This window comes from Stenotrophomonas sp. 10L48 (assembly GCF_056395105.1).
This window is the reverse complement of sequence record NZ_JBFTIX010000002.1, coordinates 195,801-221,679: the sequence shown is the minus strand read 5'-3', so window position 1 is coordinate 221,679 and position 25,879 is coordinate 195,801. Positions and strand designations below refer to the sequence as shown.

General features: G+C 67.6%; 23 protein-coding genes and 1 pseudogene. 21 read left to right on the top strand and 3 right to left on the bottom strand.

The features are described 5' to 3' along the window. Positions 1 to 9: 9 nt before the first annotated feature. The 9 genes from paoA to AC1DCU_RS04350 all read left to right on the top strand — a co-directional run bounded on the left by paoA (position 10) and on the right by AC1DCU_RS04350 (position 9,141). The gene (gene paoA / locus AC1DCU_RS04390) at positions 10 to 654 is read left to right on the top strand and encodes an aldehyde dehydrogenase iron-sulfur subunit PaoA (RefSeq protein WP_442251068.1); all 645 of its coding nucleotides are present in this window, start codon (positions 10 to 12) and stop codon (positions 652 to 654) included. Continuing rightward, complete coding sequence (locus AC1DCU_RS04385; RefSeq protein ID WP_442251067.1) at positions 651 to 1,607, top strand: FAD binding domain-containing protein; 957 nt, start codon at positions 651 to 653, stop codon at positions 1,605 to 1,607. The genes paoA and AC1DCU_RS04385 overlap by 4 nt, the downstream gene beginning before the upstream one ends. Then, positions 1,604 to 3,805: an aldehyde oxidoreductase molybdenum-binding subunit PaoC gene (paoC, locus tag AC1DCU_RS04380; RefSeq protein WP_442251066.1), complete on the top strand. Its 2,202-nt coding sequence runs from the start codon at positions 1,604 to 1,606 to the stop codon at positions 3,803 to 3,805. The genes AC1DCU_RS04385 and paoC overlap by 4 nt, the downstream gene beginning before the upstream one ends. Then, positions 3,802 to 4,794, top strand: coding sequence for an XdhC family protein (locus AC1DCU_RS04375; protein ID WP_442251065.1), 993 nt, complete (start codon positions 3,802 to 3,804; stop codon positions 4,792 to 4,794). The genes paoC and AC1DCU_RS04375 overlap by 4 nt, the downstream gene beginning before the upstream one ends. Next, positions 4,791 to 5,387 (top strand): nucleotidyltransferase family protein, encoded by a 597-nt coding sequence (locus AC1DCU_RS04370; protein ID WP_442251064.1) that lies wholly within the window; start codon positions 4,791 to 4,793, stop codon positions 5,385 to 5,387. The genes AC1DCU_RS04375 and AC1DCU_RS04370 overlap by 4 nt, the downstream gene beginning before the upstream one ends. 117 nt (positions 5,388 to 5,504) lie before the next feature. Further along, positions 5,505 to 6,455: a cation diffusion facilitator family transporter gene (locus AC1DCU_RS04365; protein ID WP_025874453.1), complete on the top strand. Its 951-nt coding sequence runs from the start codon at positions 5,505 to 5,507 to the stop codon at positions 6,453 to 6,455. Positions 6,456 to 6,525: 70 nt separating this feature from the next. Further along, positions 6,526 to 7,161: a DNA-3-methyladenine glycosylase gene (locus AC1DCU_RS04360; RefSeq protein ID WP_033831185.1), complete on the top strand. Its 636-nt coding sequence runs from the start codon at positions 6,526 to 6,528 to the stop codon at positions 7,159 to 7,161. Beyond that, positions 7,158 to 7,352, top strand: coding sequence for a hypothetical protein (locus AC1DCU_RS04355; RefSeq protein WP_025874451.1), 195 nt, complete (start codon positions 7,158 to 7,160; stop codon positions 7,350 to 7,352). The genes AC1DCU_RS04360 and AC1DCU_RS04355 overlap by 4 nt, the downstream gene beginning before the upstream one ends. A gap of 70 nt (positions 7,353 to 7,422) precedes the next feature. Further along, positions 7,423 to 9,141, top strand: coding sequence for a sensor domain-containing diguanylate cyclase (locus AC1DCU_RS04350; RefSeq protein WP_442251063.1), 1,719 nt, complete (start codon positions 7,423 to 7,425; stop codon positions 9,139 to 9,141). On the opposite strand, the gene xth is transcribed toward AC1DCU_RS04350, so the two are convergent. Then, positions 9,138 to 9,929: an exodeoxyribonuclease III gene (gene xth, locus AC1DCU_RS04345; protein WP_442251062.1), complete on the bottom strand. Its 792-nt coding sequence runs from the start codon at positions 9,927 to 9,929 to the stop codon at positions 9,138 to 9,140. The two genes, AC1DCU_RS04350 and xth, sit on opposite strands and share 4 nt — an antisense overlap. Positions 9,930 to 10,007: 78 nt before the next feature. Next, the gene (locus AC1DCU_RS04340) at positions 10,008 to 11,120 is read right to left on the bottom strand and encodes a DNA glycosylase AlkZ-like family protein (protein ID WP_282279813.1); all 1,113 of its coding nucleotides are present in this window, start codon (positions 11,118 to 11,120) and stop codon (positions 10,008 to 10,010) included. A gap of 117 nt (positions 11,121 to 11,237) precedes the next feature. On the opposite strand from AC1DCU_RS04340, the gene AC1DCU_RS04335 reads away from it, so the two are divergent. From AC1DCU_RS04335 to AC1DCU_RS04315, 5 genes are all read left to right on the top strand, one after another. Next, complete coding sequence (locus AC1DCU_RS04335; RefSeq protein ID WP_025874445.1) at positions 11,238 to 12,818, top strand: AAA family ATPase; 1,581 nt, start codon at positions 11,238 to 11,240, stop codon at positions 12,816 to 12,818. 2 nt (positions 12,819 to 12,820) lie between these two features. Continuing rightward, positions 12,821 to 13,798, top strand: coding sequence for a hypothetical protein (locus AC1DCU_RS04330; RefSeq protein WP_282279811.1), 978 nt, complete (start codon positions 12,821 to 12,823; stop codon positions 13,796 to 13,798). Beyond that, positions 13,795 to 15,594 (top strand): hypothetical protein, encoded by a 1,800-nt coding sequence (locus AC1DCU_RS04325; RefSeq protein WP_442251061.1) that lies wholly within the window; start codon positions 13,795 to 13,797, stop codon positions 15,592 to 15,594. The genes AC1DCU_RS04330 and AC1DCU_RS04325 overlap by 4 nt, the downstream gene beginning before the upstream one ends. 78 nt (positions 15,595 to 15,672) lie before the next feature. Beyond that, positions 15,673 to 16,254, top strand: a complete 582-nt coding sequence (locus tag AC1DCU_RS04320; RefSeq protein WP_442251060.1) for a hypothetical protein — start codon at positions 15,673 to 15,675, stop codon at positions 16,252 to 16,254. Further along, on the top strand, positions 16,251 to 17,606 hold the full coding sequence (locus AC1DCU_RS04315) for an AMP-binding protein (protein ID WP_478013500.1): 1,356 nt from the start codon (positions 16,251 to 16,253) through the stop codon (positions 17,604 to 17,606). Before AC1DCU_RS04320 ends, AC1DCU_RS04315 begins: the two co-directional genes overlap by 4 nt. Before the next feature lie 10 nt (positions 17,607 to 17,616). Here the strand turns inward: AC1DCU_RS04315 and AC1DCU_RS04310 are convergent, their stop codons facing one another. After that, entirely contained in the window at positions 17,617 to 18,288 is a 672-nt protein-coding gene (locus tag AC1DCU_RS04310) for a TraX family protein (RefSeq protein ID WP_223495199.1), read from the bottom strand. Between the two features lie 147 nt (positions 18,289 to 18,435). Here AC1DCU_RS04310 and pip point away from each other — a divergent pair, with 147 nt between their 5' ends. The 7 genes and pseudogenes from pip to AC1DCU_RS04275 all read left to right on the top strand — a co-directional run bounded on the left by pip (position 18,436) and on the right by AC1DCU_RS04275 (position 25,869). Beyond that, positions 18,436 to 19,383, top strand: a complete 948-nt coding sequence (gene pip, locus AC1DCU_RS04305) for a prolyl aminopeptidase (RefSeq protein ID WP_032974631.1) — start codon at positions 18,436 to 18,438, stop codon at positions 19,381 to 19,383. 265 nt (positions 19,384 to 19,648) lie between these two features. Beyond that, the gene (locus AC1DCU_RS04300; RefSeq protein WP_025874438.1) at positions 19,649 to 19,948 is read left to right on the top strand and encodes a hypothetical protein; all 300 of its coding nucleotides are present in this window, start codon (positions 19,649 to 19,651) and stop codon (positions 19,946 to 19,948) included. A gap of 60 nt (positions 19,949 to 20,008) precedes the next feature. Continuing rightward, positions 20,009 to 22,768: a magnesium-translocating P-type ATPase gene (gene mgtA, locus AC1DCU_RS04295; RefSeq protein ID WP_313443892.1), complete on the top strand. Its 2,760-nt coding sequence runs from the start codon at positions 20,009 to 20,011 to the stop codon at positions 22,766 to 22,768. 25 nt (positions 22,769 to 22,793) lie between these two features. Continuing rightward, a pseudogene (locus AC1DCU_RS04290) lies at positions 22,794 to 23,522 on the top strand (MgtC/SapB family protein); the annotation flags it as partial. Between the two features lie 142 nt (positions 23,523 to 23,664). Then, positions 23,665 to 24,723 carry a sensor histidine kinase gene (locus AC1DCU_RS04285; protein WP_442251796.1) on the top strand — a complete coding sequence of 353 codons (1,059 nt, stop codon included), beginning with the start codon at positions 23,665 to 23,667 and terminating at the stop codon, positions 24,721 to 24,723. Then, a complete protein-coding gene (locus AC1DCU_RS04280) occupies positions 24,716 to 25,357 on the top strand; it encodes a response regulator transcription factor (RefSeq protein ID WP_282279800.1) in 642 nt (213 codons plus the stop codon). The genes AC1DCU_RS04285 and AC1DCU_RS04280 overlap by 8 nt, the downstream gene beginning before the upstream one ends. Beyond that, positions 25,354 to 25,869, top strand: coding sequence for a DUF1697 domain-containing protein (locus AC1DCU_RS04275; RefSeq protein ID WP_282279799.1), 516 nt, complete (start codon positions 25,354 to 25,356; stop codon positions 25,867 to 25,869). The genes AC1DCU_RS04280 and AC1DCU_RS04275 overlap by 4 nt, the downstream gene beginning before the upstream one ends. Positions 25,870 to 25,879 lie beyond the last annotated feature (10 nt).

Genomic DNA, 25,879 nt, shown 5'->3' with positions numbered 1-25,879 from the left:
GGAGCCACGATGAGCCCACCGTCACACCTTCCCCTTTCGCGCCGGGAACTGCTGAAGTTGAGCGCGGGATCGGCCACCACCATGGCCCTGCCTGCGGTGGTCGCTGCGGCGGAGTCGGACCGGACCGGTGCACGGGCACCGGAACTGATGCAGGTGGACTTCGAGGTCAACGGAACAGCGCGATCGCTGCGGCTGGACACCCGCGTCACCCTGCTCGACGCCCTGCGTGAGCACCTGCACCTGACCGGCAGCAAGAAGGGCTGCGACCACGGCCAGTGCGGTGCCTGCACCGTGCTGGTGGACGGCCGGCGCATCAATGCCTGCCTGACGCTGGCGGTGATGCACCAGGGCGCGAAGATCACCACCATCGAAGGCCTCGGCACGCCAGACCGGCTGCACGCGATGCAGGCGGCCTTCGTCAAGCATGACGGTTTCCAGTGCGGCTACTGCACCCCGGGGCAGATCTGCTCGGCCGTCGCCGTGCTGCAGGAAATCAAGGCCGGCATACCGAGCCACGTCAGCGCCGCGTTGGACGCGCCCAGTGCCTTCACTGCCGAAGAACTGCGCGAGCGTATGAGCGGCAACATCTGCCGGTGCGGTGCCTATTCCAACATCATCGAGGCCATCCAGGACGTCGGGGAGGCCAGCGCATGAGAGCTTTCAGCTACGAGCGCGCCCGGTCTCCCGCCGAGGCGGCAGCGGCAGCGGCGCGTACCCAGGGCGCTCGGTTCATTGCCGGCGGCACCAACCTGCTGGACCTGATGAAGCTGGAGATCGAGACGCCCGCCCACCTGATCGACGTAAACGGGCTGGATCTGGACACCATCGAGCCCACCAGCGAGGGAGGCCTGCGCGTCGGCGCGCTGGTACGCAATACCGATCTGGCGGCCGACCGGCGCATCCGGCGCGACTATGCGGTGCTGACCCGCGCACTGGTGTCCGGCGCATCGGGTCAACTGCGCAACAAGGCCACCACCGCCGGCAACCTGCTGCAACGCACACGCTGCCCCTATTTCTACGACACCGCACAGCCCTGCAACAAGCGGCTGCCCGGCAGTGGCTGCGGCGCGCGCGAAGGTTTCAGCCGGCAATTGGCCGTGATCGGTGCCAGCGAGCACTGCATCGCCACCCACCCCAGCGACATGGCGGTGGCGATGATGGCGCTGGATGCATCGGTGGAGACCGTCCGCGCCGACGGATCGCGCCGGAACATCGCGCTGGACGCCCTGTATCGCGCTCCTGGCCGTACGCCGCATATCGACACCATGCTGGACAAGGGCGAGCTGATCGCCGCCGTGATCCTGCCGCCGCCCCCGGGGGGCGTGCACGTGTACCGCAAGGTACGCGACCGCGCATCGTATGCGTTCGCCCTGGTGTCGGTGGCGGCGATCCTGCGGCCCGATAGCAGCGGCCGGATCGCCCTTGGCGGTGTCGCGCACAAGCCGTGGCACAGCGCTGCGGCCGATGCGGCCCTGCCGCAGGGCGCCGCCGCCGTGATGTCGGTGCTGCTGCAGGGTGCTGCGCCCACCGCACAGAACGCCTTCAAACTGGCGCTGGCCGAACGCACATTGGCTTCCATCCTGCAGGACGTGAGGGCCGAGGCATGAAATTCGACACCCCCGCAGGCCGCAATCCGATCGATGCGCAGACCGTTGTCGGCAAGCCGCACGATCGCATCGACGGCCCGTTGAAGGTCACCGGCAAGGCCACCTACGCACACGAATGGCATGACGCCACGCCTTCCGCCCCCGCCTATGGCGTGGTGGTCGGCGCGGGGATTGCCACCGGCACCGTGACCCGCATGGAGCTGGAGGCGGCACGGCGCTCGCCCGGCGTTCTGGCCATCGTCACTGCCGACACCGCCGGGCCGCTGCATCCGGTCAAGCGCAACGCGGCGCCGCTGCTGGGTGGTCCGAAGGTGCACCACTATCACCAGGCGCTGGCGGTGGTGGTGGCCGAAACGTTCGAACAGGCCCGGGCTGCGGCCGGACAGATCCGCATCCGCTATGCCCCGCAGCGTGGCCACTTCGATCTTGCGGACGCCAAGCAGGCAGGCGCTTCCCTGCAGACACCGGAGCCCGATGCGCGCGTCGGCGATTTCGAGAAGGCCTTCAGCCAGGCGGCGGTTACGCTCGATGCGATCTACCACACCCCGGACCAGTCGCACGCAATGATGGAGCCGCACGCGACGATGGCCGCCTGGGAAGGCGACCAGCTGACGGTGTGGACCTCCAACCAGATGATCGACTGGGGCCGCACCGATCTGGCCCGCACCCTGGGCATCGCCAAGGACAAGGTGCGGCTGGTGTCGCCCTACATCGGCGGCGGCTTTGGCGGAAAGCTGTTCCTGCGCTCCGATGCGCTGCTGGCCGCGCTCGCCGCACGCGCTGCCAAGCGGCCGGTGAAAGTGGCCCTGCAGCGGCCGCTGATCGCCAACAACACCACGCACCGCCCGGCCACGCTGCAGCGCATCCGGCTGGGCGCAACGCCGGAAGGAAGCCTGACCGCCATCGGTCACGAATCATGGTCGGGCAACCTGCCAGGGGGCTCGCCGGAGGAAGCGGTGCAGCAGACGCGCTTGCTGTATGCGGGGCCCAACCGCTTGGCCGCACTGCGCCTGGCCACCCTCGACCTGCCCGAAGGCAATGCCATGCGAGCGCCGGGCGAAACGCCGGGACTGATGGCGCTGGAAATCGCCATGGACGAAATGGCGATCAAGCTCGGCCTGGATCCGATCGAATTCCGTATCCGCAACGACACCCAGGTCGACCCGTCCAATCCCGAGCGCCCCTTTTCACAGCGGCAGCTGGTGCAGTGCCTGCGCACGGGCGCCGAACGATTCGGCTGGCAGCGGCGCAGCGCCACCCCGGGCGCCGTGCGCGATGGACGCTGGCTGGTCGGCATGGGCGTGGCAGCAGGCTTCCGCAACAACCTGGTGATGAAATCCGGCGCACGCGTGCGCCTGGCCGCTGATGGCCAGGTCACCGTGGAAACCGACATGACCGACATCGGCACCGGCAGCTACACCATCATCGGCCAGACGGCCGCGGAAATGCTCGGCGTTCCGTTGCAGCAGGTCACGGTCAAGCTGGGCGATTCCCGTTATCCCGTGGCTGCCGGGTCCGGTGGCCAGTGGGGCGCCAACAGCTCCACCGCAGGCGTCTACGCCGCATGCATGGCACTGCGTACGAAGGTCGCGCAGGCGCTGGGAATGGACCCGGCGGCAGCGCAGTTCGAAGCCGGCAAGGTGACCGCAGGGGGCCGTAGCCGCGCCCTTGCCGATGCCGCTCAGGCCGGCGAGCTGGTGGCCGAAGACAGCATCGAGTTCGACACGCTGCAGGAGAAGTACCAGCAGTCGACCTTCGCCGCGCATTTCGTCGAGGTGGGCGTGGATGTGGCCTCGGGCGAAAGCCGGATCCGCCGCATGCTGGCCGTGTGCGCAGCCGGCCGCATCCTCAACCCGAAGACCGCGCGCAGCCAGGTGATCGGCGCGATGACAATGGGCATCGGCGCAGCGCTGTCAGAGGAGCTGGTGGTGGATCGGCGGCTGGGGTTCTTCGTCAATCACGACCTGGCCGGCTACGAAGTACCCGTACATGCCGACGTGCCGCACCAGGAGGTGGTGTTCCTCGATGAAAGCGATGCGGTGTCGTCGCCGATGAAGGCCAAGGGCGTTGGCGAGCTGGGCCTGTGCGGCGTAAGCGCGGCAGTGGCCAACGCGGTGTACAACGCGACCGGAATCCGCGTGCGCGACTATCCACTGACCCTGGACAAGCTGCTCGCTGGCCTGCCGGACATCGCATGACCAGTGCGCTCCACCCTGCCCCGTTGGATCTGGACGGTGGCAACCCGCGCCCGGTGCTGCAGGCTGCCGCCGACGCGGCGCGAGCCCGTCGTCCGGCTGCGTTGGCAGTGGTGCTGCAGACGGAAGGGTCCAGCTACAGCCGCGCGGGCACCTGTGCGCTGTTCGAACCGGGTCGACAGGTGGGCTGGCTGAGTGGCGGCTGCCTGGAACCGGAGCTGGCGCGACAGGCCGCCAACGCGGTGGATGCCGGGCGCATCGCATGGATGGAGATCGACAACCGCGACGACGCTGCGCTGTTCTCCGGCAATGCCACCGGATGCCGGGGTCGCCAGTGGCTGGCACTGCTTCCATTGCCGCAGCTCGGCGGCATCGAACAGCTTCTCGATGCCTGGCTGCAAGGGCCGCATACGCTGCACCTGGCACTGCAGGCTGATGGACGGCTGGACGCCCGCTGCGCCGGCTTCACCTTCACCCGCACGGTGCCCCCGGCCGCCCCGCAGTCGCCGGACGGCAGCCACCGCTGGCGGCTGCAGTGGCACCGGTCGCCTATCGTGCACGTGCACGGAGCAGGCCCGGAGGCCGCGCTTCTGCTACCCCTGCTGGACCATCTGGGCTGGTGCGCGCATGTTGAGGAACCGCGACCCCGCTGGCGCGAGCACCTGCCCCTTGCCGCTGGTTCGTATTGTTCTTCCGCTGCCGCCGGCGCGGCCGATGCCGCACTCGTGATGCATCACAATTTCGAGCTCGACCGTGACGCGCTCGAACGGCTGGCAGGCTCGCGCGTGCCCTTCATCGGGCTGTTGGGGCCACGCCGTCGCAAGGACGACCTTTTCAGCGTGCTGGATACCCATACGCGCCGTGCGCTGGAACCGCGCCTGCGCTCACCGATCGGCCTGCCACTGGGCGGACGTGGTCCCGAAGCGATTGCCTTGAGCATTGCCGCGCAGCTGCAGGCATGGCGGCACGGAACGCCCCTGGCCACGCCATGACCGGGCATGCGGCCGTGGTGCTCGCAGCCGGGTGCAGCCAGCGCCTGGGGCAGCCCAAGCAGCTGCTGCGTGCGGGCGGAGAGACGCTGTTGCGACGCAGCGTGCGGCTGGCGCTGGAAACCTTGCCGGACACGCTGGTGGTGGTACTGCCCCAGCACCCACGCTTCGAAGAAGAACTCCACGGCCTGCCGGCACAGCGGCTGCACAATCCCAACCCTGGGCTCGGCATCGGCGGCAGCCTGGCGCTGGCCGCCACCCACGTGCACAGCGCCGCCAGGGTGCTGGTGATGATCTGCGATCAACCGACGCTGCGCGTGGAGCACCTGCGCGCGCTGCTGGGCGCGGCAGCCGCTGCACCGTCCGGCTGCGCGGCCACGGTACTGGGCGACACCATCGGCGTGCCGGCGGTGGTGCCGGGCAGCTGGTTTGCCGGAACAGGACTGCAACCTGCAGACGGGGGATTTGGCCGGCGGCTGCGGCAGACCGAGGGCATTGCGCGCTGCTCCGGCGCCGGGCTGGAATGCGATATCGATACGCCCGAGGACCTGCGCCGCGCGCGCGCGCTCGGCTGGCTGGATCCTGCGTCCGCCTGAGGGCGGCGGCGACAGTTGAACTGGCCAGACCGCGCTGCACGGGCGCTCGGCATACACGCTGCGCGGACGCTCCGCCGCGCAGGATGGTGCGCCCGCTACCTGCCAGCATTCCCGCACATGGCCGCACCCTCAGGCTCCCGCCTTGTCATCTACGCCGCGCTGGCCGGCAACCTCGCGATCGCCGTTGCCAAGTTCATCGCCGCCGGCCTGTCCGGCAGCTCCGCGATGCTCAGCGAAGGCGTGCATTCGCTGGTCGATACCCTCAACGAGGTGCTGCTGCTGTACGGTCTGCGCCGTGCCGAAAAGGCCCCCGACACCCTGCACCCGTTCGGCTACGGTCGCGAGCTGTACTTCTGGAGCTTCATCGTCGCCTTGCTGGTCTTTGCCGCCGGCGCCGGTGTGTCGGCCTATGAGGGCATCCAGCACATCCGCCAGCCGGAACCGGCCACCAACCACGCCATCAGCTACAGCGTGCTGGGTATTTCCATCCTGTTCGAAGGCGCCTCCTGGTGGGTTGCACTGCGCGAGTTCCGGCGCAGCAAGGGCACGCTGGGCTATTTCGAGGCGTTCCGCCGCAGCAAGGACCCCTCCACCTTCACCGTGTTGCTGGAGGACAGTGCCGCCCTGCTCGGCCTCGGCTTTGCCCTGGTCGGGTTGCTGGCCGCGCAGCTGCTGGAAATGCCGGTACTGGATGGGGTCGCCTCGTTGTGCATTGCCGGCGTGCTGGCGCTGACCGCATTCCTGCTGGCGCGGGAAACCAAGGGCCTGCTGGTGGGCGAGCCTGCGCACCCGGCCGTTGCCCAGCGCATCATGGCGGTGGCCGTGACCGATCCGGACCTGCGCCGTGCCAATGGCGTGACCACCATGCAGATGGGCCCGGAGCAGGTGGTGGCCATGCTCAGTGCCGAATTCGAGGACGACCGCACCACCCCGCAGATCGAAGCATGCATCACCCGCATCGAGGGTGCGGTGAAGCAGGAGTTCCCGGAACTGGTGGCGCTGTTCGTGAAACCGCAGACGCCGGAAGTCTTCGCCAGGCGGCGCGCGGCGCTGGCTGACCCGGAGTGAATCGATGGCGGCGGCTTCACCCGCTGCACGCCACACTGGAGCAGGATTGGGAAGCGAGCACTGCCGCAACATGATGGATTGGCTGCCGGATACCTGGATACCGATACCCCGCACCTTCTACCGGCGCCCGTCGACGGTGGTTGCACCGGACCTGCTCAACAAGCTGCTGGTGCGCAGCGACGGCCGTGCAGCGCGTATCGTCGAAGTCGAAGCCTACGCCGGCAGTGAGGATCCGGCTGCCCATTCGTATCGTGGCAGGACCGCACGCAACGCCAGCATGTTTGGCGAGGCCGGGCACCTGTATGTGTATTTCACCTACGGCATGCACTGGGGCAGCAATGTGGTCTGCGGCGAGGTCGGCGAGGGTGTTGCGGTACTGCTGCGCGCGGCAGAGCCGGTGGCCGGACAGGAACGGATGTACCCACTGCGGCCAGCTGCCCGCCACGATCACGACCTCGCCAGCGGTCCCGGCAAACTGTCGCAGGCGTTCGGCCTGGACCGGCGCGTTGATGGCGCCGATCTGGTCACCGCCAGCCACGGCATCACCCTCGTGGATGACGGCACGCGGCCCCCCGACGATCCGGTGGTAGGCCCACGCATCGGCATCACCCGGGCAGTGGATTTTCCTTGGCGCTGGCATGTTCGCGATCATCGTCACGTTTCAGTGCGCCCTGCCCGCGCCTCAACGCGAAGGAGCCCCCGATGACACCTCTCGACAAACCGCTGCGCCGTGAACTGACCATCGCCGGCCAGGCCTATACGCTGACCCTGGACCCGAGCGGACTGAAGCTGGTCGAGAAGGGACGGCGGAAGGGCCTGGAACTGCGCTGGGAAGACCTCGTCTCCGGTGACGCCGCGTTGGCCAGCGCCCTGCAGGCGTCCCTGCAACAGCCATGAGCAGGCGCATCACGACGGCATCACTGCCGTACGCAGGGCGCTAACAGACCGGGTACTAGCGTGGACAGCCATGGATGAGGCCACCCGACTTCGCGAAATCGAACGGCTGGGCGTGCTCGATACGCCGCCCGAGCCGGTGTTCGATGCCATCGTCGCCGCCGCGCGCGCCGCCACCGGCATGCCCATCGGCCTGGTCTCCATCGTTGCCGAACAACGGCAATGGTTCAAATCCAGCATCGGCCTGGGCGATGTCAGCGAAACGCCGCGCTCCATCTCGTTCTGTACCTACGCCATCGAACAGGACGCGCTGCTGGAGATTCCGGATGCGCGGCAGGATCCGCGCTTCGCCCACAACCCGTTGGTCACCGCCGGGCCCAGGGTGCGCCACTATGCCGGCATCCCTCTGGCCACTGCCCATGGCGCGCGCATCGGCACGCTGTGCCTGCTCGACACCCTGCCTGGCGTGCTGTCGCCGTCGCAGCGTGAGCTGATGGTCCATCTTGGCCGGGTTACCACCCAGGTGCTGGAGCAGCGCAGTGCGCTGTTGCGGCAGATCGACCAGGCACAGGCGCTGCATCGCGATCTCAAGCGCAGCGAGGACTTCCTGGAACGTACCAACACCGCCGCCAAGGTCGGCGGCTGGGAGCTGGAGCTGGCCACCCGCGAAGTGCGCTGGACACGCGAGACCAAGCAGATCCACGGCGTGCGTTCCAGCTACCAGCCAACATTCGAATCGGCCCTGTCGTTCTATCGTCCGGACAGCCGCAGCATCATCCAGGCGGCAGTGCAGCGCTGCACCGAACAGGGCACGCCCTGGGAAGTGCAGCTGCCGATGACCACCGCCGATGGCCGCAGCATCTGGACCCGCGTGGTGGGCACGCGGCAACAGGTGGAGGGCCTGCCACGGCTGGTCGGTGCCATCCAGGACATCACCGAAGAACGCGCGGTGGTGGACGCGCTGGAAGCCAGCGAGGTGCGTTATCGCCGCCTCTTCCACTACAGCCTGGGCCTGATCTGCACGCACACGCTGGACGGCACCGTGACATCGGTGAATCCGGCAGCCGTGCAGTCGCTGGGCTACCCGGAAAGCGAGATGGTTGGCCGCAGCCTGTGCGACCTGATGCCGCCGGAAAAGCGCGAGGCGTTCAAGGCCTACCTGCGGCGCATCGAAGCCAACCATACCGACGCAGGCGTGATCGAGCTGCTCGCCGCCGATGGCACCCGCCGCTACTGGGCCTACAACAACGTACTGGACACCGAGACCCATCCCCCGTTCGTGCTCGGCCACGCCCAGGACGTGACCGCGCTGCGCCTGCAGGAAGAGCGCTTGCGCGAACTGTCGCTGAAGGATCCGCTGACCCAGTGCCACAACCGCCGGTACCTGCATCGGCTCGACGACGTCGCCTCACGGTCGTGGGCCTGCCTGGTGTTCGACCTGGATCACTTCAAACAGGTCAACGACACCCTGGGGCACCGTCGTGGCGACACGGTGCTGGTCGAGTTCGCCGACTTCCTGCGCGCGCCGCTGCGGGCCAATGAGGCGGCAGTGCGGTTGGGCGGCGACGAGTTCCTGGTGGCGCTGATCGAACCGGCGGCCGGGCGGCTGGCTGCGCTGGAAGCCTGGTATGCGGGCAACGCCGCGCGTGCTCCCACCGCGTTCTCGATGGGCGCCGCCGTCAACGTCCCCGGCGAACCCGTGGCCGACACCATCCACAAGGCCGACAGCCGGCTGTATCGCACGCGGGCCAGGGTACGTCGCGAGATGCGTCCGCCGGGCAGCGCCGACTAGCGGGTAACGGTGACCCACGCAGGCGCATGATCGCTGGCCTTTTCCTGCAGCCGCACCCAACGATCGACACCCGCATCCTCAAGCCCTTTGGCCAGTACCGGGTTCAGCAGCAGATGATCGATGCGCAGGCCGCGATCGCGTCCGGCGTGCTGACGGAAATAGTCCCAGAAGGTGTAGATGCGCTGGTCGCCATGCACCGTGCGCAGGGCGTCGGTCCACCCCTGCGCCAGCAGCTGCTGGAAGGCATCGCGGACCTCCGGCTGCATGAGCGCATCACGCCGCCACGAGGCCGGGTCGTACACATCCTCGTCGTCTGGAATGACATTGAAATCCCCCAGCAGCAGTGCCGGGTGCGGAAGATCGACCAGGGTGCGCGCATGGCGGATCAACCGCTGCATCCATCGCAGCTTGTAGTCGAACTTCGGCCCCGGCTGCGGATTACCGTTGGGCAGGTACAGTGCCGCAACCACAACGCCATGCACGGCAGCTTCCAGGTACCGGCTCTGCGTATCGGCCGGTTCGCCGGGCAGGCGGCGCCGGCTTTCGATAGGCATGGCATCGCGGGCCAGTATCGCCACCCCGTTCCAGCGCGCCTCACCCAGCCACAGTGCGCCATACCCTGCCCGCTCCAGCGCGTCGACCGGAAAAGCGGCATCGACCGCCTTCAGCTCCTGCAGTGCCACCACGTCGGGCGCTTCACGCTGCAACCAGGACAGCAGATGCGGCAAGCGCGTGCCGATGCCATTGACGTTGAACGTGGCAATGCGCAATGTCTTGCGGCGAGCCATTGCGGAAGTACCCGAGCGGCGGGCCTGCAGTATTGGCGAGGCGGCATGCAGGCAGCGTGGAGGACGCCGCACGCAGGATCACGGCGTTGCCGCGCCCGACCCTGGCAGGAAGTTCGCCATCCGCTCCAGCTCGTCCTCCAGCGCATTGCTGAATGCCACGTCCCTTGGTGCGCTGCCATCGACGTAACCGAAGCTGGGCTGCAGCTGCCCATCCTTCACCGCGACATTGGCCCAGCCGATCACCTGGTCGCGCCACAACAGCGGCAGCGCGTAGTAGCCGAAGCGACGCTTGGCCGCCGGGGTGTAGGCCTCGAACCGGTACACCCAGCCCCAGAACAGTTCGAACCGTCGCCGATCCCAGGCCACCGGATCGAACGGCGCGAGCAGCCGCACCTGTTCATCGGTCTGGTAGCGCCGCGAACGCGGGTTCTCGTCGGCCGGCCAGTACCAGGTGGTTCCATCGATGCTGCAGCCCGCCAGCTGCTCGCGCGCCAACCGCAGTGCCTGCTGGATCTCCTCCGCCAGATGCGGTGCGCCATAGCCCAGAAGCCGCGCCAGATAGGTGAGGCTCGCCGAAGGCAGCGGCGCATACTTGCGCACCACCAGATCGATCAGTGCCGTGGCGCGCTGCAGGCGTGCGGCCTTGCCGCCATCGGCCGGGGCATGTGCCGCAACGGCATAGATGCGGGTACCGCTGTCACGACGATGGATGCGCAGCATGCCGCGATAGTGCATGCCGTCCAGCAGGTGGGTGCTGGCGTTGCTGGTGCCGCCCCAGTAGTTGGTCACCCGGCCATGCGCGAACGCCTGGTCGACTTCGCGCGGATGCACCGCCCCCCGCTCCTGGACGAACGCCAGCACGTCGGCTGCCTTGCGCCGCGTGCTCGCGTCCCATGGCCTGCGGGACACCCGGGGATGCATCAGGGACAGGTGTTCACGCGGCAGGAAGCCGTAGTTGACGAGGAAGTCTTCCTCGATCGGCAGGCGGCTGTAGCGGCGCTCCAGATCGCCGGCCTGGTAGCCCTTCACCCGGTGCCGCAGGGTCAGGTCCTGGGCGCGTGCGGGCGCACGGATGGGGTCGGCCTGCACGAAGCCCAGCCGACGGATCGCTGTCAGCAACGTGGTAGGCGTGAACAGCGTGCGGGCTACGGCGTAGCGGCGCAGATCATCGAGGGTCGGCGAGGTCGGCATGGGCCGATTGTAGGACTGCCGGCCGCCCCGCTGCAGGACGTCATCCGCGCAAGGCGCGCCGGATCCGCTGGCCCGCCGCTTACAATCTCCCCAGCAGGCCACAGCCAAGGGAATCGCGTGCCACCGTTCAACCTGTTCCAGCGCCTGTCGCAGGCGCCGACCAACCCGCGCACCGACACTGCACCGCGCACATTCGATGTGGCCGAGCTGTACGAAGGGCCGGTGCGCCTGCAGGATGATGCAGCCGCCGCGCCGCTGCGGCTGGACGAGAAACTGCGCCAGGCCTACTTCTGGATCGTCAACAACGCGATCATCAGCCCGCACTACGACATCGAGTACCACGAAGGCCCCTCCGCCTCGTTCGCGGTGGGTGACACACGGCGGCCGCTGACCCTGCCATCGGCGCAGAGCTATTCCAGTTACGTGCTGCTGCCGCTGCTGACCTTCGCCACCCGCCGCAAGTGCCTGTTCGTGGGTGGGCCAGGGCGCGGCAAGACCGCCAGCGCGATCCTGATGGGCGTCCTGGCCGGCTATCCGGTCCGCGAGGTGCGCCGGGCGATGCAGCACGGGCACCCGCAGATGACCATCGCCGATCTGCTCGGCAACCCCCTGCCCGCCGACCTGGTGGCCGCGCAGGACATGGCGGACATACGCATTGCCTGGCGGTCGTGGCTGGGCATGCGGGTGAAGATCATCGACGAATACAACCGCATTCCCACCCGCACGCAGAGCGCGCTGCTGACGGTGATGGGCGACAACTACGCCGAGATCCTCAACCACGTCTACGAATGCCCGGAATCGGCGTGGTACCTGACCGCCAACGATGATCGCGGCGGCGGTACCTACCAGGTGATCGAAGCCCTGCGCGACCGCATCGACGTGGTGGTGCAGGCACTGGCATTCAACCCGCGGTTCCTGGAAGAGATGCTGCTGCGCATCGAGCAGGACATCCGCCCGGAAGAGGTCGTGCCGCGTGACATCATCTTCAGCGAGGCCGAGGGCGACCAGCTGCTGCAGGAGATCCGCGCGGTCGACGTACCGCAGGACGTGCGCCGCCGCATCGAATTCTTCAGCAGCCAGTTCGAGCTGATGGAAACCGCCGGCGCCCAGTTCGAGTACCTGACCAAGGACACCGTGCGCCTGGCCGGCACCGAATGGGCGCAGGCAACCGCTGCCGACAGCGGCCGCGATCGCATGAAGGACCTGGGTTGCCAGACCCGCAACGGCCTGTCGGTGCGCAACCTGATGACCCTGCTGATGTTCGCCAAGGCCATGGCGTACTTCCGCGGCAGCCCTGCCGTTGCCCTGGAGGATGTGCGCCAGGTACTGCCCTTCGTGCTGAACGACAAGCTGCAACCGGATCTTGATGCTCCCTTCTTCGCCCTGCCGGAGAATGCGCCCTATCGCAGCGATCGGCTCAGCTGGCTGCGCTGGCTGCTCGATGCCTCCAATGCCGAATATGACCGGCTGGATCTGGATCGCGACGATCCGGTGGGCGAGCTGTCGGCACAGTTCCAGCGGGGCCTGGATGGGATGACCGAGACGGAAACGCGCAAGCGCCTGACCCGCATCGAGCGTCTGGTGGAGGAACGGGTGAAGGGACGCAAGCTGTACGGCCATCTGTACGACGACCTGCTGAAGCTGAAGTACCTGCACCAGCGCTACACCAACTACCTGCATTGGCTGCGGGCACGCTGATCGTGGTTTCCGCCGTTCTCGCCGAGCTGCTGGCCGCGCGCCGTTCCGTGCTGAACCAGGCCGTGGCCGATGCCCGCCACCGCTGGCCCGGCCTGGACATGGCCGCCTTCAGCGCGTTCGTCACCCAGACCATCGACCCCCTCTGCCAGGCCATCCAGCGCCACCACCCGTCGGCAACGCAGAGCACGTGCGAGGCCGCCTTCGAGATCGGTCTGGAGCTGGTGGCGCAGGGCCATGCCGGCCCGAAGGCGCGTCTCCCGTGGGTCGAGCAGGCCTGGCGCTCGCTGGCCCCGGCCCTCGCCCCGTTGCTGGCCGACGCTCCGCGCGAGACCCTCGGCACCATCAGCAATGCGGTGGTGCGGCTGGGCGCCAGTCCGGACATTCGCGTCGCGCAATGGATCGATGCGATGGCCGCGCATGCAGGCGGGTGCACATCCTTGCCGGTACTGCGCGACATCGGAGCGCTCTGTGCCTGGCAGGCGGGGATGGTGCAGCTGCGCCGCCCTGCCCTTGCCCGTATCGATGCCCTGCCCGCGAATACGGTGGCCGCCGTGCTGGGCATCGATGCGGGTGATCTGGCCTCGGTCCGGGTCCAGCTTGAGCAGGACCGCTGGTGGAATCCGCGGCAGGGCAGCGTTGACCTGCGCGGGCATCGTGTCGGCAGCTTCAGCGGCCTGGACGGCGCGTTTCCGGCACCGCCACAGGTTCGTGCAGCGACCGAGGGCTTCGTGGTCGAAAGTGCAGGCGGGTACTTCCTGCTGCTCGCCGATGCCTTCGGTGCTGTCCTGCTGCCTGCCAGCGCCGCCGAGTACGCAGCGGGCAGCAGCAGTGGGCCGGCGCCGGATGTGACCGCCCGGTTGGGCGTGCAGTGGATGGCGCCGGCGTTGTCCAAGGACGACCTGTGTGCGGTCTCCGGCGCGTCGGGCATCGCCCTGTTCTCGCCGTGGTCGCACCATGTGCATGTGTTGCCACCCCAATGAGTGCCACGGTCGCTGATCCGCTGCAGCCCTGGCGCGAGGCCTGGCCACAGGCACTGGCCACATGGAGCCGTTTCACCCGGCTGCAGGACCCGAAGCTGTGCCATTCGCGCATGCAGGCGGCCGCCGAGGGCCTGACCGGCAGCTTCGCGGCCATCCGCCTCGCCGACCAGCGCATCGTCATCGACCTGGAAGAAGTACAGCGCCTGCAGCTGCAACCCTACGCGCTGGAGATCCTCGCCCACGAGATCGGTCACCACGTGCTGGCGCCTGCCACCGCCAGCGACCATGCACGGCTGCTGGCGCGCATCCGCCGTGCGCTGCCGACGCTGGAAGCGCATGCACCGATGGTCGCCAACCTCTACACCGACCTGCTCATCAACGATCGCCTGCAGCGCCAGAGCGGGCTGCGCATGGATGCGATCTATCGACGCCTGGCTGGACAACCGGCGCAGGCCAGCTCTCCGGTCTGGCAGCTGTACATGGGCATCTACGAGGAACTGTGGCAGCAGCCGCGCGGCACGCTGGGGGGCTCGGCCGACGACAGCGCATTGCAGGGCGATGCCTGGCTCGGTGCACGCGTCGTGCGCGTCTACGCCAGCGACTGGATGATCGGCGCTGGTCGCTTCGCCACGCTGCTGCTGCCCTGGCTGCTGGAATCACAGCAGGATGCGCGGGTGGATGCCTTGATGGATACCCGGCACGCCGGCCAAGGAAGCCAACCGGTCGGCCTTGGGCAACTGGAGGACGACGAGCTGGCGCCGGCGCCGCACCCCGCATCCGATCCACGCATCACCGGCGATGAGCGCGGCGGAGACGCACCGCAGAAGAGCGATCTGCCTGCGGATGCGCTCGCTGGGGACCCTGCGCACTCGCCAGGACAGATGCGCGAGCCGTTCGAGTACGGGCAGATCCTGCGCGCGGCCGGCCTGGACCTGGATGACCATCAGATCGCCGTGCGTTATTACCGCGAGCGCGCGCTGCCACACCTGATCCGCTACCCGTCGGGGCCGCAGCCGCAGGCCCTGGAGCCGCTGCCGGAGGGGCTGCAGCCCTGGGAAGCCGGCGATGCACTGGACGCAGTGGACTGGCTGCAATCGGTACTGCAGTCACCCCATGTGATTCCCGGGCTGACGACGGTACAGCGTGTGCACGGGCTGGCACCCGGCCGTGAACCCGCTGCCGAACCGGTGGACCTGGATCTGTACGTGGACAGTTCCGGTTCGATGCCCAACCCGCAGGCATGGACCTCGTTCCTGACCCTGGCCGGCGCCATCATCGCGCTGTCGGCGCTGCGCGTGGGTGCACGCGTACAGGCCACGCTGTGGAGCGGCACCGGGCAGCACCTGCACACCGACGGCTTCGTGCGTTCGGAAGACGACATCCTCAAGGTGCTTACCGGCTATTTCGGTGGCGCCACCGCGTTTCCGATCCACCGGTTGCGTGACACCTATGCCGAGCGTCCGCCGCATGCACGGGCGGTGCATATCCTGCACATCTCCGACGACGGCATCACCACGATGTTCGACAAGGATGAGCGCGGCAACAGCGGCTGGGACGTGGCCGCCAGAGCGCTGCGTGTGGCCGGCGGTGGCGGCACCATGGCACTGAACCTGTTCAGCCCGCTGCCATCCCGCATCGCCGATGCCGGCAACGCGGGATGGACCGGCGATCTGCTGCGCGCACGCGACGCGGGATGGAACATCCATGTGGTGCGCGACATGGCCGACCTGCTGCAGTTCGCGCGCGCCTTCAGCCAGCAGCACTACGGCCCTGGCGACATGCGGGTGCAGCGATGATCGTGGACCGCGCTGCGCCCGCAGCACCTCTGACGATTGCCCTTCCACCCAGGTATTTGCCAAGTCTGGAACCTGACCATGCTCTCCGGCCCCTCCCTTGACGTTCTGCTGCGGCGCCTGCTGGACATGCCGCCCGATTTCCTCGAGCCACCGCGCCGCGCCGGCAGCGGTCGGCTGCACGTCGCGGCGGTGGTGGGCGATGTGTTTGCCGCACGCTCGCTGCACCTGCCCCCTGCACTGCGGGCAACGCTGTCGGGTGATCTGGCCGGCGTGGATGCAAACCAGCTCTCGCTTTCAGCGGTGACCGCATGGCTGATGGCAGATGCGTACTGGAATGCACTGGCTATCGCCCCGGAGGCGTGGATGCCCCTGTTCGCCGAAGCAGTGCCCGCGCTGGCGGCCAGTACCAGCGCAGACCGGTTCGTGTTCGATCCAGAGCGCCGCGAAGAACTGGTGCGTACCGTGGTGGCCCGGCTGGGCCTGCTGCCGCAGGGTGAAACAGCGGCCCAGGCGACCGATCGCCTGGCCCGGGTCAGCGTCGTGGAACGGCAGCGCCTGCTCGATGCCAGCCGCGCCGCTGAAGCGCGCGCGCGTGCCATCCGCGAGGCCTTGGCGCGCAAGGCGGCCGAAGAGTCTGCGGACAAGTGGACCCGCGAGTGAGCCGCGAGCCGACCGATGCCGATCGCTATCCCACGCTGAGCGCGGCGGGCCTGGCGATGCTGCAGCAGATGCGCGAGCACCCGGCGGCGCCGATCTTCCGCAATGCCAGCGGCAACCGCCTGCTTGCCGATGAGGTGACGGCATTGCGTGGCTACGAACGGGAGATCACCTGCGCGCGCTTCGAGTGGACGCCAGACCAACCGCCACCGTGGCTGCAGGCGCATGTGACCGAGGTGTTTGCGCAGGTGCCGTATTACCGCGCGCAGGCGATGCCAGCTTCCTTCACCGACATTGCACCGGTCCACCGTGGCGACCTCGCAGCGGACATCGCCCGTTTCGTGCCGGACCCGGTACCGCTGGAGCGGATGATCAATTTCCGCACCACCGGCACCACCGGCCATCCACTGGTACTGCCATCGCATCCGGTGGTGGCGGCACGCTATCTGGCCCATCACAAGCGCGCCTTGCAGCGCTTCGGCATCACCCTGACGCACGGCCGCGGCCAGATGGGGGTGATGTTGCTGGGCATGCAGCAGCGGTGCTTCACCTATGTTTCGGTGACACCGACGATGGACGAATCCGGCCTGGCCAAGATCAACCTGCATCCCGATGACTGGCGCCATCCTGAGGACCGCGCACGCTACATCGACCAGATGCAGCCGGAAGTGATCGCCGGCGATCCGATTTCCTTCGCAGCGCTGCTGGAATTGCCCGTGCGACACCGGCCGCAGGCGCTGCTGTCGGTATCGATGGCGCTGTCTCCGGGCCTGCGCCAGGCCCTGGCCGCGCGCTTTGGCTGCGCGGTGCTCGATCTGTATTCAATGAACGAAGCGGGCCCGCTGGCCGTGTATGACGATGCAGCCGGCGGCCACGTACTGCTGCAGCCGCGCATGTATGTGGAAATTCTCGGTGCTGACGGGGCGCCGTTGCCGCCCGGGGAGATCGGTGAGATCACGCTCAGCGGCGGATTCAACTTCTGCCTGCCGCTGCTGCGCTACCGCACCGGCGACCGCGGTGCGCTGGCCATGGCCGGCGATACGCCGATGATCGTCGGCCTGCAGGGGCGACGTCCGGTACGCTATCTGACCGCCGACCAGCAGTGGATCAACAACATCGACCTGACCCATGCGCTGGCGGCGCTGCCGTTGTCACGATACGTGGTGCATCAGCACAGCGATGGCCGCGTTGCATTGTCGTTGCCACCTGCAGAGCTGGGCTACTCCGCCGAGGCGATCCGCTGCTTGCGCGCGGTGTTGCGAGGACAGCCGGTGGATGTCATTGCGCTGCAGCGCGAAGACAAGGTTCTGCAGTACTCCAGCGACGTAGCCGGGAGCAGTTCGCCGCCGCGATGAGTGCCCTGCGTCAGCGCAGCCAGTGCGCATAGGCGGCCAGCACCGCCAGGTGCGCCACGTAGTAGACGTAGAACGCCCAGCGCCATCGTGGCAGCCGCCACTGCACGCGCGCGGCCGCCAGCGCCAGCGGGATGGCCAGCAATGCCCATCCATTGCCATTGACCCAGCACAGCCCACCGAATCCGAAGGCCAGCAGCCAGTAGGCCCGGTGGCGGAATGCGATCCAGCCCAGCATCACGAATGCCACGCCCACCCATTGGTAATCCACGAAGAACGGCAGCAGCCCACCCGCCACCAGCAGCAACAGCTGCCGGTTATTGGCCAGCGCGTGCACCGCTACAGCGGCCAGGCCGAAGGTCAACAGGATGTTCAGCGGCAACCAGTGGCCGAAGGCCAGCATATGCAGGGGTTGCGCAACCAGGCCCCATGCGGACAGGCGCCGTATCGACTTGCCCAGATCCGCCCCTGGCTGTGCCAGGTTGCAGGCCATCACCAGTGCGAACAGCGGGAAGGCGATGCGCCCCAGCTCGCTGACCACCGGTACATAGCCGCCGAAAACCACTTTGGCGACATGATCGCCGGTCATCGACAGCAGCGCGAGCCACTTCAGCAGCTCGCGGGCGCCGCTGCCGAGGGCGCTGCGCGCCGGGGAGTATCGTGCAGCGACGTCCTGCGCGCTCATGCCACCATCCTCTGCGTCCTGCAGGGTCGATATCGCCAGGAATCGGCGGCCTTACCCCTTGAACGCAAAGAATACTTGAACCTGGGGCGGATGACGCTGGTCGATGTGCCCCGCTATCCTTGTATTCCCTGCTTGTGAGGCACCGCCATGCGCACGCTGTACCCGCCGATTACCCCGTACCGCGAACACACGCTGCCCGTGGATGCACTGCACACCCTGCATGTCGAGGAGTGCGGCACGCCCGATGGCATTCCGGTGGTGTACCTGCATGGCGGTCCGGGCGCTGGCATCTCGCCCACCCATCGCCGCTTCTTCGACCCTAGGCGCTACCGCATCGTGCTGATCGATCAGCGCGGCAGCGGCCGCTCCACGCCCTTCGGCGAGCTTCGCGACAACACCACGCAGCATCTGGTGGCCGACATCGAGAAGGTCCGCCAACACCTGGGCATCGAGCGCTGGCTGGTCTACGGCGGCTCCTGGGGTTCGACCCTGTCGCTGGCCTATGCACAGGCGCATCCCGACCGCGCCACCGGGCTGATCGTGCGCGGCGTGTTCCTGGGGCGCGAGGAAGAGAACCGCTGGTTCGCCGAGCTCAACGGCGGTGCGCGCTGGATCTTCCCGGAGCGCTGGGATCGCTACCAGGCGCACATTCCGGAAAGCGAGCGCGGCAACATGCTCGACGCGTATTGGAAACGCCTGGACCACGCCGACGAAGCCATCCGCATCGCCGCGGCACAGGCGTGGCTGGGCTGGGAAGACAATGCCGCCACGCTGCTGCACGACGTCGACGCGGTGTCCGCTACCGATCCGCTCGATACGCTGGCCAAGGCACGCATCGAGGCCCACTACTTCCGCCACAACACTTTCCTCGAGCACGGCCAGCTGCTGCGCGACATTGATCGCATCCGCCATCTGCCGGGTGTCATCGTGCAGGGGCGCTACGACATCATCTGTCCGCCGCGCAGTGCCTGGGACCTGGCACAGGCGTGGCCGGAAGCCCGGCTGGAGATGGTCATCGCCGGCCACAGTGCCAACGAAGCGGCCACGACCGATGCCCTGGTGCGGGCCACCGACGCTTTCGCGGACCGCAGCTGAACAAAAGGGGCCAACGGCCCCTTTTTCTATACCAAGGTATAGCCGGGCTAACCCACGGACCTCTAGGCCTGCTGAATACGAGCGCGGACAATAGCGCCACTGGCCAGCGACTGGCCGCCCCACGCGGAGACGCAGATGGATCCCGACCCTGCCGGGCGCAACGCGCGCCCCTGCCTGCCTACTTGTTCACTGCTGGCGACTGACGGCCGGTTCCTGTCCGTGTAAGCGATGGGAGCCCCGGGCAGCGCCTGCCCGGAGGAATCCCATGTCCTACAAGATTCTCTACATCACCGTGCGCCGCCTGATCGGCGAGCGCGATGTTTCCGCCCTGCGCAGCCTGCTGCTGCAGCACGGCCCTGTCCTGTTCGCCCGTTCGCTGGCCCTCGGCTCGCCACGGGTGGTGGCCGACGCACTGTCGCTGCTGCCGATCAGCGAGCGCATCAACGTGCTGCGCCACCTGCCCTACCCGCTGCGCGATGCGATGAAGCCGCTGTGCATCGGCGGCAGCCAACGCTTGCGCATGCAGCCCTGGTCGCCGTCGGTGCTGGCCATGCGCCACGCCTGATACCCCCCCTTCCGCTCCACGCGCCGGCTGCGCCCGGCGCCGCTCCAAGAGGACCTTCCCATGAGCCTGCTCAACGCCTGGTTCAACGCCTTCCTGCGCAGCCGTCGCGCGGGCAACCTGTTCGGTCGTCGCGCGATGCCCGAAGCCGGGTACGGCCGTGGCAGCACGCAGGCCGCGCCCACCGCGCTCACTGCTGGACTGCTCGCGCTTGCACAGGGCAGCGAAGCCGATGCGCTGGCCACCCTGCAGTCACATGTCGATGGTCTCAGCCCGCACGAGGCCGAAGAGCGCCTGCTGCGCTTCGGCCCCAACGAGGTCGATCACGAGAAGCCACTGCCGTGGTGGCGCCATCTGTGGCAGTGCTATCGCAACCCGTTCAACCTGCTGCTGACGGTGCTGGCGGCCGTGTCCTGGCTGACCGAAGACGCCAAGGCGACGGTGGTGATCGGTGCGATGGTGGTGCTGTCCACCCTGATCCGCTTCGTGCAGGAGGGGCGTTCCAACCGCGCTGCCGAACGGCTGAAGGCGCTGGTAGGCAACACCGCCCGCGTGCTGCGCCGTGCTGCGGGCACCGAGGCGGCGGAGGTGGCCGACCAGTATTTCGGCGCGCAGCTGCACAGCCGTCGGCCGGCACGGCTGCTGGACCTGCCGATCCGCGCTCTGGTACCGGGTGACCATATCGTGCTGTCGGCAGGCGACATGATCCCGGCCGACTGCCGCGTGCTCGCCGCCAAGGATCTGTTTGTCGCACAGGCGGCGATGACCGGCGAATCGCTGCCGGTGGAGAAGTTCGTGCAGCCGGGCAACGCCGACGCCGGCCTGATGGAACAGGCCAACCTGTTGTTCATGGGTACCAATGTGGTGTCCGGCACGGCAACAGCACTGGTGCTGGCCACCGGCAACACCAGCTACTTCGGCACCCTCGCCCAGCGCAGCAGTGCCAGCGATCGCGCGCCGACAGCGTTCCAGGCCGGGGTCAACAGTGTCAGCTGGCTGCTGATCCGCTTTGCCCTGGTGATGGTGCCGTTCGTGCTGCTGGTCAATGGCTGGACCAAGGGCGACTGGACCGAAGCATTCCTGTTCGCGCTGTCGGTGGCGGTCGGCCTGACCCCGGAAATGCTGCCGATGATCGTCACCTCCACCCTGGCCAAGGGCGCGGTGCTGCTGTCGCGGCGCAAGGTGATCGTCAAGCGCCTGGACGCGATCCAGAACTTCGGTGCGATGGAAGTGCTGTGCACCGACAAGACCGGCACCCTCACCCAGGACAAGATCGCGCTGGAGCGGCACACCGATGTGTTCGGGCAGGATTCGGAGGAGGTGCTGACCTTCGCCTACCTCAACAGCCACTTCCAGACCGGCCTGATCAACCTGCTGGATCGTGCAGTGCTGGAGCATGTGGAGTTGCAGAGCTCGCTGCGCCTGTCGCAGGACTACCGCAAGGTCGATGAGATTCCGTTCGACTTCGAGCGCCGTCGCATGTCGGTGGTGGTCTCCGAGCGCGAGGACCATCACGAATTGATCTGCAAGGGTGCGGTGGAGGAGATGCTGGCGGTGTGCAGCACCGTGCGCGAGAACGGCCGGGACATGCCGCTGGACGCGCAGCGCCTGGCCCGGGTGCGGCAGACCACCGAGGAACTGAACGAACAGGGCCTGCGCGTGGTGGCGGTGGCGATGAAAGAAACCGCCGCCAGCCAGACGGTCTACTCGCAGGCCGACGAGCGGGATCTGACCCTGGTGGGTTATGTGGCCTTCCTCGATCCGCCGAAGGAATCCGCTGCTCACGCACTGCAGGCGCTGGCCGCGCATGGTGTGGAAGTGAAGGTGTTCACCGGCGACAACGAACTGGTCACCGCCCGGATCTGCGCCCAGGTCGGCCTGGACGTCGACACGATCGTGACCGGCCCGCAGATCGAGCGCATGGACGACGCTGCCGTGGCGCGTGCACTGCAGGAGCATCGCGTGTTCGCCCGCCTCACGCCCCTGCACAAGGAACGGCTGGTGCGCGAGCTGCGCGCGCAGGGCAAAGTGGTCGGCTTTCTCGGCGATGGCATCAACGATGCTCCCGCACTGCGCGCCGCCGATATTGGCATCAGCGTGGACAGTGCGGTCGACATCGCCAAGGAGGCCGCCGACATCATCCTGCTGGAAAAGAACCTGATGGTGCTGGAGGAAGGTGTCATCCAGGGGCGGCGCACCTTCAGCAACATGCTCAAGTACATCCGCATGACCGCCAGCTCCAATTTCGGCAACGTGTTCTCGGTGCTGGTGGCCTCGGCGTTCCTGCCCTTCCTGCCGATGTTGCCGCTGCAGCTGCTGGTGCAGAACCTGCTGTATGACATCTCGCAGATCGCCATTCCCTTCGACAACGTGGATGAGGAGCTGGTGCGCAGGCCGCTGAAGTGGAACCCGGCGGACATCGGCCGCTTCATGGTGTTCTTCGGCCCGATCAGCTCGATCTTCGACCTCAGCTGCTTCGCCCTGATGTGGTACGTGTTCGATGCACGCACGCCGGCCGACCAGGGCCTGTTCCAGTCGGGCTGGTTCGTGGTCGGGCTGCTGACCCAGACGCTGATCGTGCACATGATCCGCACGCCCAAGGTACCGTTCCTGCAGAGCATCGCTGCGCCGCCGCTGCTGCTGATGACCGGGGCGATCATGGCCATCGGCGTGATCCTGCCGATGAGCCCGTTGGCTGGCTACTTCAAGCTGCAGGCATTGCCGGCCGGTTACTGGCCGTTCCTGGTGGCGATCCTGTTCGGCTATGCGGTGCTGACCACCGCGCTGAAGAAGCTCTACATCCGCCGCTACGGCTGGCAGTAAGCGCGCCGGCGCAGGGAGACGCATCATGGACTTCAACCCCCACCTGCCCGCGTTCAACGCGGGCGCCACCCTCAGCTCGCTGATCAGCCTGTCCGTTGCTTTCGTGCTGGGTGCGCTGATCGGCCTGGAGCGGCAGTTCCGCCAGCGCACCGCCGGCCTGCGCACCAATACGCTGGTAGCGGTGGGTGCAGCGGTGTTCGTCGACCTGGCCGTGCGCTTCCACGACCTGTACGGCGGGCCGCCGTCGCCACTGCATGTGGTGGCCTACGTGATCTCCGGCGTCGGCTTCCTCGGTGCCGGCGCGATCATGAAGGATGGCGCCCAGGTGTCGGGCCTGAACACCGCCGCCACCCTGTGGGGTTCGGCTGCGGTCGGCGCCTGTGCCGGCATCAAGCTGCTGCCTGAAGCGGTACTGGCTGCGGTGTTCGTGCTGGCTGCCAATACCCTGCTGCGGCCGGTGGTGAACCGCATCCAGCGGCAGCCGCTGCCGGAAGCGTTCAGCGAGGCCACCTATGCCATCAACGTGGTCTGCCAGCGTGAGCAGCAGGCCGAGGTGCTGGACCGGCTGCTGCTGTTGCTGGAGCAGGCGCAGTACCCGGTACGCGCGGTCGACCAGCGGCCGTTCGGCGAGCGCGATGTCGAGATCGAAGCGGTGCTGTACGCCACCACGGTCGATGGCGCTGAACTGGATGCAGTGCTGGCAACGCTGGCCGCCACGCCGGGCGTGCTGCAGGGATTCTGGAACGCCAGCCTGCCTCATGAACTGCGGGAACACCCTGCAGATGCCGGCCAGCGGCCGGCACTACCCTGCATCTCTCTGGGGCATGCCGACCAAGGTCGACATCTACTGAACAGCGCTTTGCTATCCTTTCCACCCACGCCAGGGAGCTATCCCGATGCCATCGCTGTCGCCCCGCCGCCCACTGGTCGTGCTGGCCCTGATCATCGTGATGGCGGCCATCTTCCTGGTCGATACGGTTACCGACTACGCCGTTGCTGCCGCCTGCTTCTACGCGGCGGTGATCCTGGCAGCGTCGCGGCGGCTTCCCGCCCGCGGGCTCATCGCCCTTGCGGCAGTCTGCATCGCATTGACCGGCCTTAGCTTCTTCCTCACCCGCTTCGGCACCTACCGCATCGGCCTGGTCAATTCAGCGATCGGCATGCTGGTGATCGGCATCACCACCTACCTGGCATTGAAGATGGAAGCGGCCAAGGCCGCGGTGCAGGATACACAGGCGCGCCTGCTGCGGGTGGCCCGCGCCTCCACCGTCGGCGAGCTGACCACCTCCATCGCACATGAAGTGAACCAGCCGTTGGCGGCCATCGCCAGCAGCGCCGAAGCCAGCCAGCGCTGGTTGGCCCAGGAGCCGCCGAACCTGGACAAGGCGCGCCAGACCATCGCCCGCATCGTCGCCGACGCCCATCGCGCCAGTAACGTGATTGCCCGCATCCGTGGCCTGACCCAAGGCGCCGCGCCAGAGCGCCAGGCCTTCGACCTCAACCTGGCCGTGGAGGAAATGCTGGCACTCTCGCGCAGCGAACTGGAACAGCATGGTGTGACCGTGGCGCTGGTGCTGGGCAATGAACTCCCCCCTGCCCATGCCGATCGCGTACAGGTGCAGCAGGTGATCGGCAACCTCATCCTCAACGCCGTCGATGCGATGTCGGACACGCGCGTAAGCGAGCGCAGGCTGTCCATGCTGACGGCGTACGATGGTCGCGGCCACGTCAGCCTGAGCGTGCGCGATCGCGGTGTCGGCCTGCCCGCTGAGCAGACTGACCGCGTGTTCGATGCATTCTGGACCACCAAGGCGAACGGCCTCGGCCTGGGCCTCAGCCTTAGCCGCTCGATGATCGAAGCCAACGGCGGCCATATCCGCGCCGAACGACCGGCCGGTGGCGGCGCCTGCTTCATCTTCGAGCTGCCAACGGCCACGGAGGCTGCGCATGCGTAAACCCACCACAGCACCTATTGAACCGTCACCGATCGTCTACGTGGTCGACGACGACGCCTCGGTGCGCGCCGCGCTGGAGGACCTGCTGGCCTCGATGGGCCTGCAGGTGCGGGCCTTCGCCTCGACCGGCGAATTTCTTGCCCATGCGATGGAGGATGCTCCGGCTTGCCTTGTGCTGGACGTGCGCATGCCCGGGCAGAGCGGACTGGATTTCCATCGCAGCATGGCCAGCCACGATCTGCACCTGCCGGTGGTGTTCATCACCGGCCACGGCGACATCGCCATGGGCGTCAATGCGATCAAGGACGGCGCCATCGAATTCCTGACCAAGCCGTTCCGCGACCAGGAACTGCTGGACGCGATCCACAGGGGCATCGGGATCGATCGCCAGCGGCGCCGCGAGGGTGATGCGCTGGGCGCGTTGCAGCTGCGCTGGGGCACCTTGAACGCCGGCGAGCGCGAGGTGGTTGCCGGCGTGGTGCGCGGTCGCCTGAACAAGCAGATCGCCGCCGACCTGGGGGTCAGCGAGATCACCGTGAAGGTGCGTCGCGCGCAGGTCATGCGCAAGATGGAAGCACGCACGCTGGTCGATCTGGTCCGCATGTACGACCGGCTGCAGGCCGCTGCGCCATGACCGCCTACGTGGCCCTGCTGCGCGCGGTCAATGTCGGCGGCACCGGCAAGCTACCGATGACCGAGCTGGTGCGGATGTGCGAGAACGCCGGATTCCGGGACGTCCGCACCTATATCGCCAGCGGCAATGCCGTGTTCAGCAGTACGCTCGACGAGGCGGGTGTGCGCGGCAGTTTGGCGAAAAGCCTGCATGCTTATGCGGGCAAGCCGGTCGGCGTGCTGCTGCGTACCGCTGCTGAGATGGCCGAAGTGGTCGCCCGCAACCCGTTCAAGGACGCCGCCGGCAACCGTGTCGTCGCCCTGTTCATCGATGCGGAGCTGCCGAAGGATCCGCTGCAGGGCGTGACGGGTATTGGCGAAGAACAGCTCGCTCTCGGCAAGCGCGAGCTGTTCATCCACTACGGCGATGGCATGGCCGGTTCGCGCCTGCGCGTCCCCTTCGCAGCAAACGGAACCGGCCGCAACATCAACACCGTGAGCCGACTGGCGGCGATGGCTGCGGAGCTGCGCTGAGCTCAGGCCT

What these genes read in the sequence shown, in the direction of transcription:
- paoA (WP_442251068.1), top strand. Translation starts at nt 10, where the DNA reads ATGAGCCCACCGTCACACCTTCCCCTTTCGCGCCGGGAACTGCTGAAG.
- AC1DCU_RS04385 (WP_442251067.1), top strand. Translation starts at nt 651, where the DNA reads ATGAGAGCTTTCAGCTACGAGCGCGCCCGGTCTCCCGCCGAGGCGGCA.
- paoC (WP_442251066.1), top strand. Translation starts at nt 1,604, where the DNA reads ATGAAATTCGACACCCCCGCAGGCCGCAATCCGATCGATGCGCAGACC.
- AC1DCU_RS04375 (WP_442251065.1), top strand. Translation starts at nt 3,802, where the DNA reads ATGACCAGTGCGCTCCACCCTGCCCCGTTGGATCTGGACGGTGGCAAC.
- AC1DCU_RS04370 (WP_442251064.1), top strand. Translation starts at nt 4,791, where the DNA reads ATGACCGGGCATGCGGCCGTGGTGCTCGCAGCCGGGTGCAGCCAGCGC.
- AC1DCU_RS04365 (WP_025874453.1), top strand. Translation starts at nt 5,505, where the DNA reads ATGGCCGCACCCTCAGGCTCCCGCCTTGTCATCTACGCCGCGCTGGCC.
- AC1DCU_RS04360 (WP_033831185.1), top strand. Translation starts at nt 6,526, where the DNA reads ATGATGGATTGGCTGCCGGATACCTGGATACCGATACCCCGCACCTTC.
- AC1DCU_RS04355 (WP_025874451.1), top strand. Translation starts at nt 7,158, where the DNA reads ATGACACCTCTCGACAAACCGCTGCGCCGTGAACTGACCATCGCCGGC.
- AC1DCU_RS04350 (WP_442251063.1), top strand. Translation starts at nt 7,423, where the DNA reads ATGGATGAGGCCACCCGACTTCGCGAAATCGAACGGCTGGGCGTGCTC.
- xth (WP_442251062.1), bottom strand. Translation starts at nt 9,929, where the DNA reads ATGGCTCGCCGCAAGACATTGCGCATTGCCACGTTCAACGTCAATGGC.
- AC1DCU_RS04340 (WP_282279813.1), bottom strand. Translation starts at nt 11,120, where the DNA reads ATGCCGACCTCGCCGACCCTCGATGATCTGCGCCGCTACGCCGTAGCC.
- AC1DCU_RS04325 (WP_442251061.1), top strand. Translation starts at nt 13,795, where the DNA reads ATGAGTGCCACGGTCGCTGATCCGCTGCAGCCCTGGCGCGAGGCCTGG.
- AC1DCU_RS04320 (WP_442251060.1), top strand. Translation starts at nt 15,673, where the DNA reads ATGCTCTCCGGCCCCTCCCTTGACGTTCTGCTGCGGCGCCTGCTGGAC.
- AC1DCU_RS04310 (WP_223495199.1), bottom strand. Translation starts at nt 18,288, where the DNA reads ATGAGCGCGCAGGACGTCGCTGCACGATACTCCCCGGCGCGCAGCGCC.
- pip (WP_032974631.1), top strand. Translation starts at nt 18,436, where the DNA reads ATGCGCACGCTGTACCCGCCGATTACCCCGTACCGCGAACACACGCTG.
- AC1DCU_RS04300 (WP_025874438.1), top strand. Translation starts at nt 19,649, where the DNA reads ATGTCCTACAAGATTCTCTACATCACCGTGCGCCGCCTGATCGGCGAG.
- mgtA (WP_313443892.1), top strand. Translation starts at nt 20,009, where the DNA reads ATGAGCCTGCTCAACGCCTGGTTCAACGCCTTCCTGCGCAGCCGTCGC.
- AC1DCU_RS04285 (WP_442251796.1), top strand. Translation starts at nt 23,665, where the DNA reads ATGCCATCGCTGTCGCCCCGCCGCCCACTGGTCGTGCTGGCCCTGATC.
- AC1DCU_RS04280 (WP_282279800.1), top strand. Translation starts at nt 24,716, where the DNA reads ATGCGTAAACCCACCACAGCACCTATTGAACCGTCACCGATCGTCTAC.
- AC1DCU_RS04275 (WP_282279799.1), top strand. Translation starts at nt 25,354, where the DNA reads ATGACCGCCTACGTGGCCCTGCTGCGCGCGGTCAATGTCGGCGGCACC.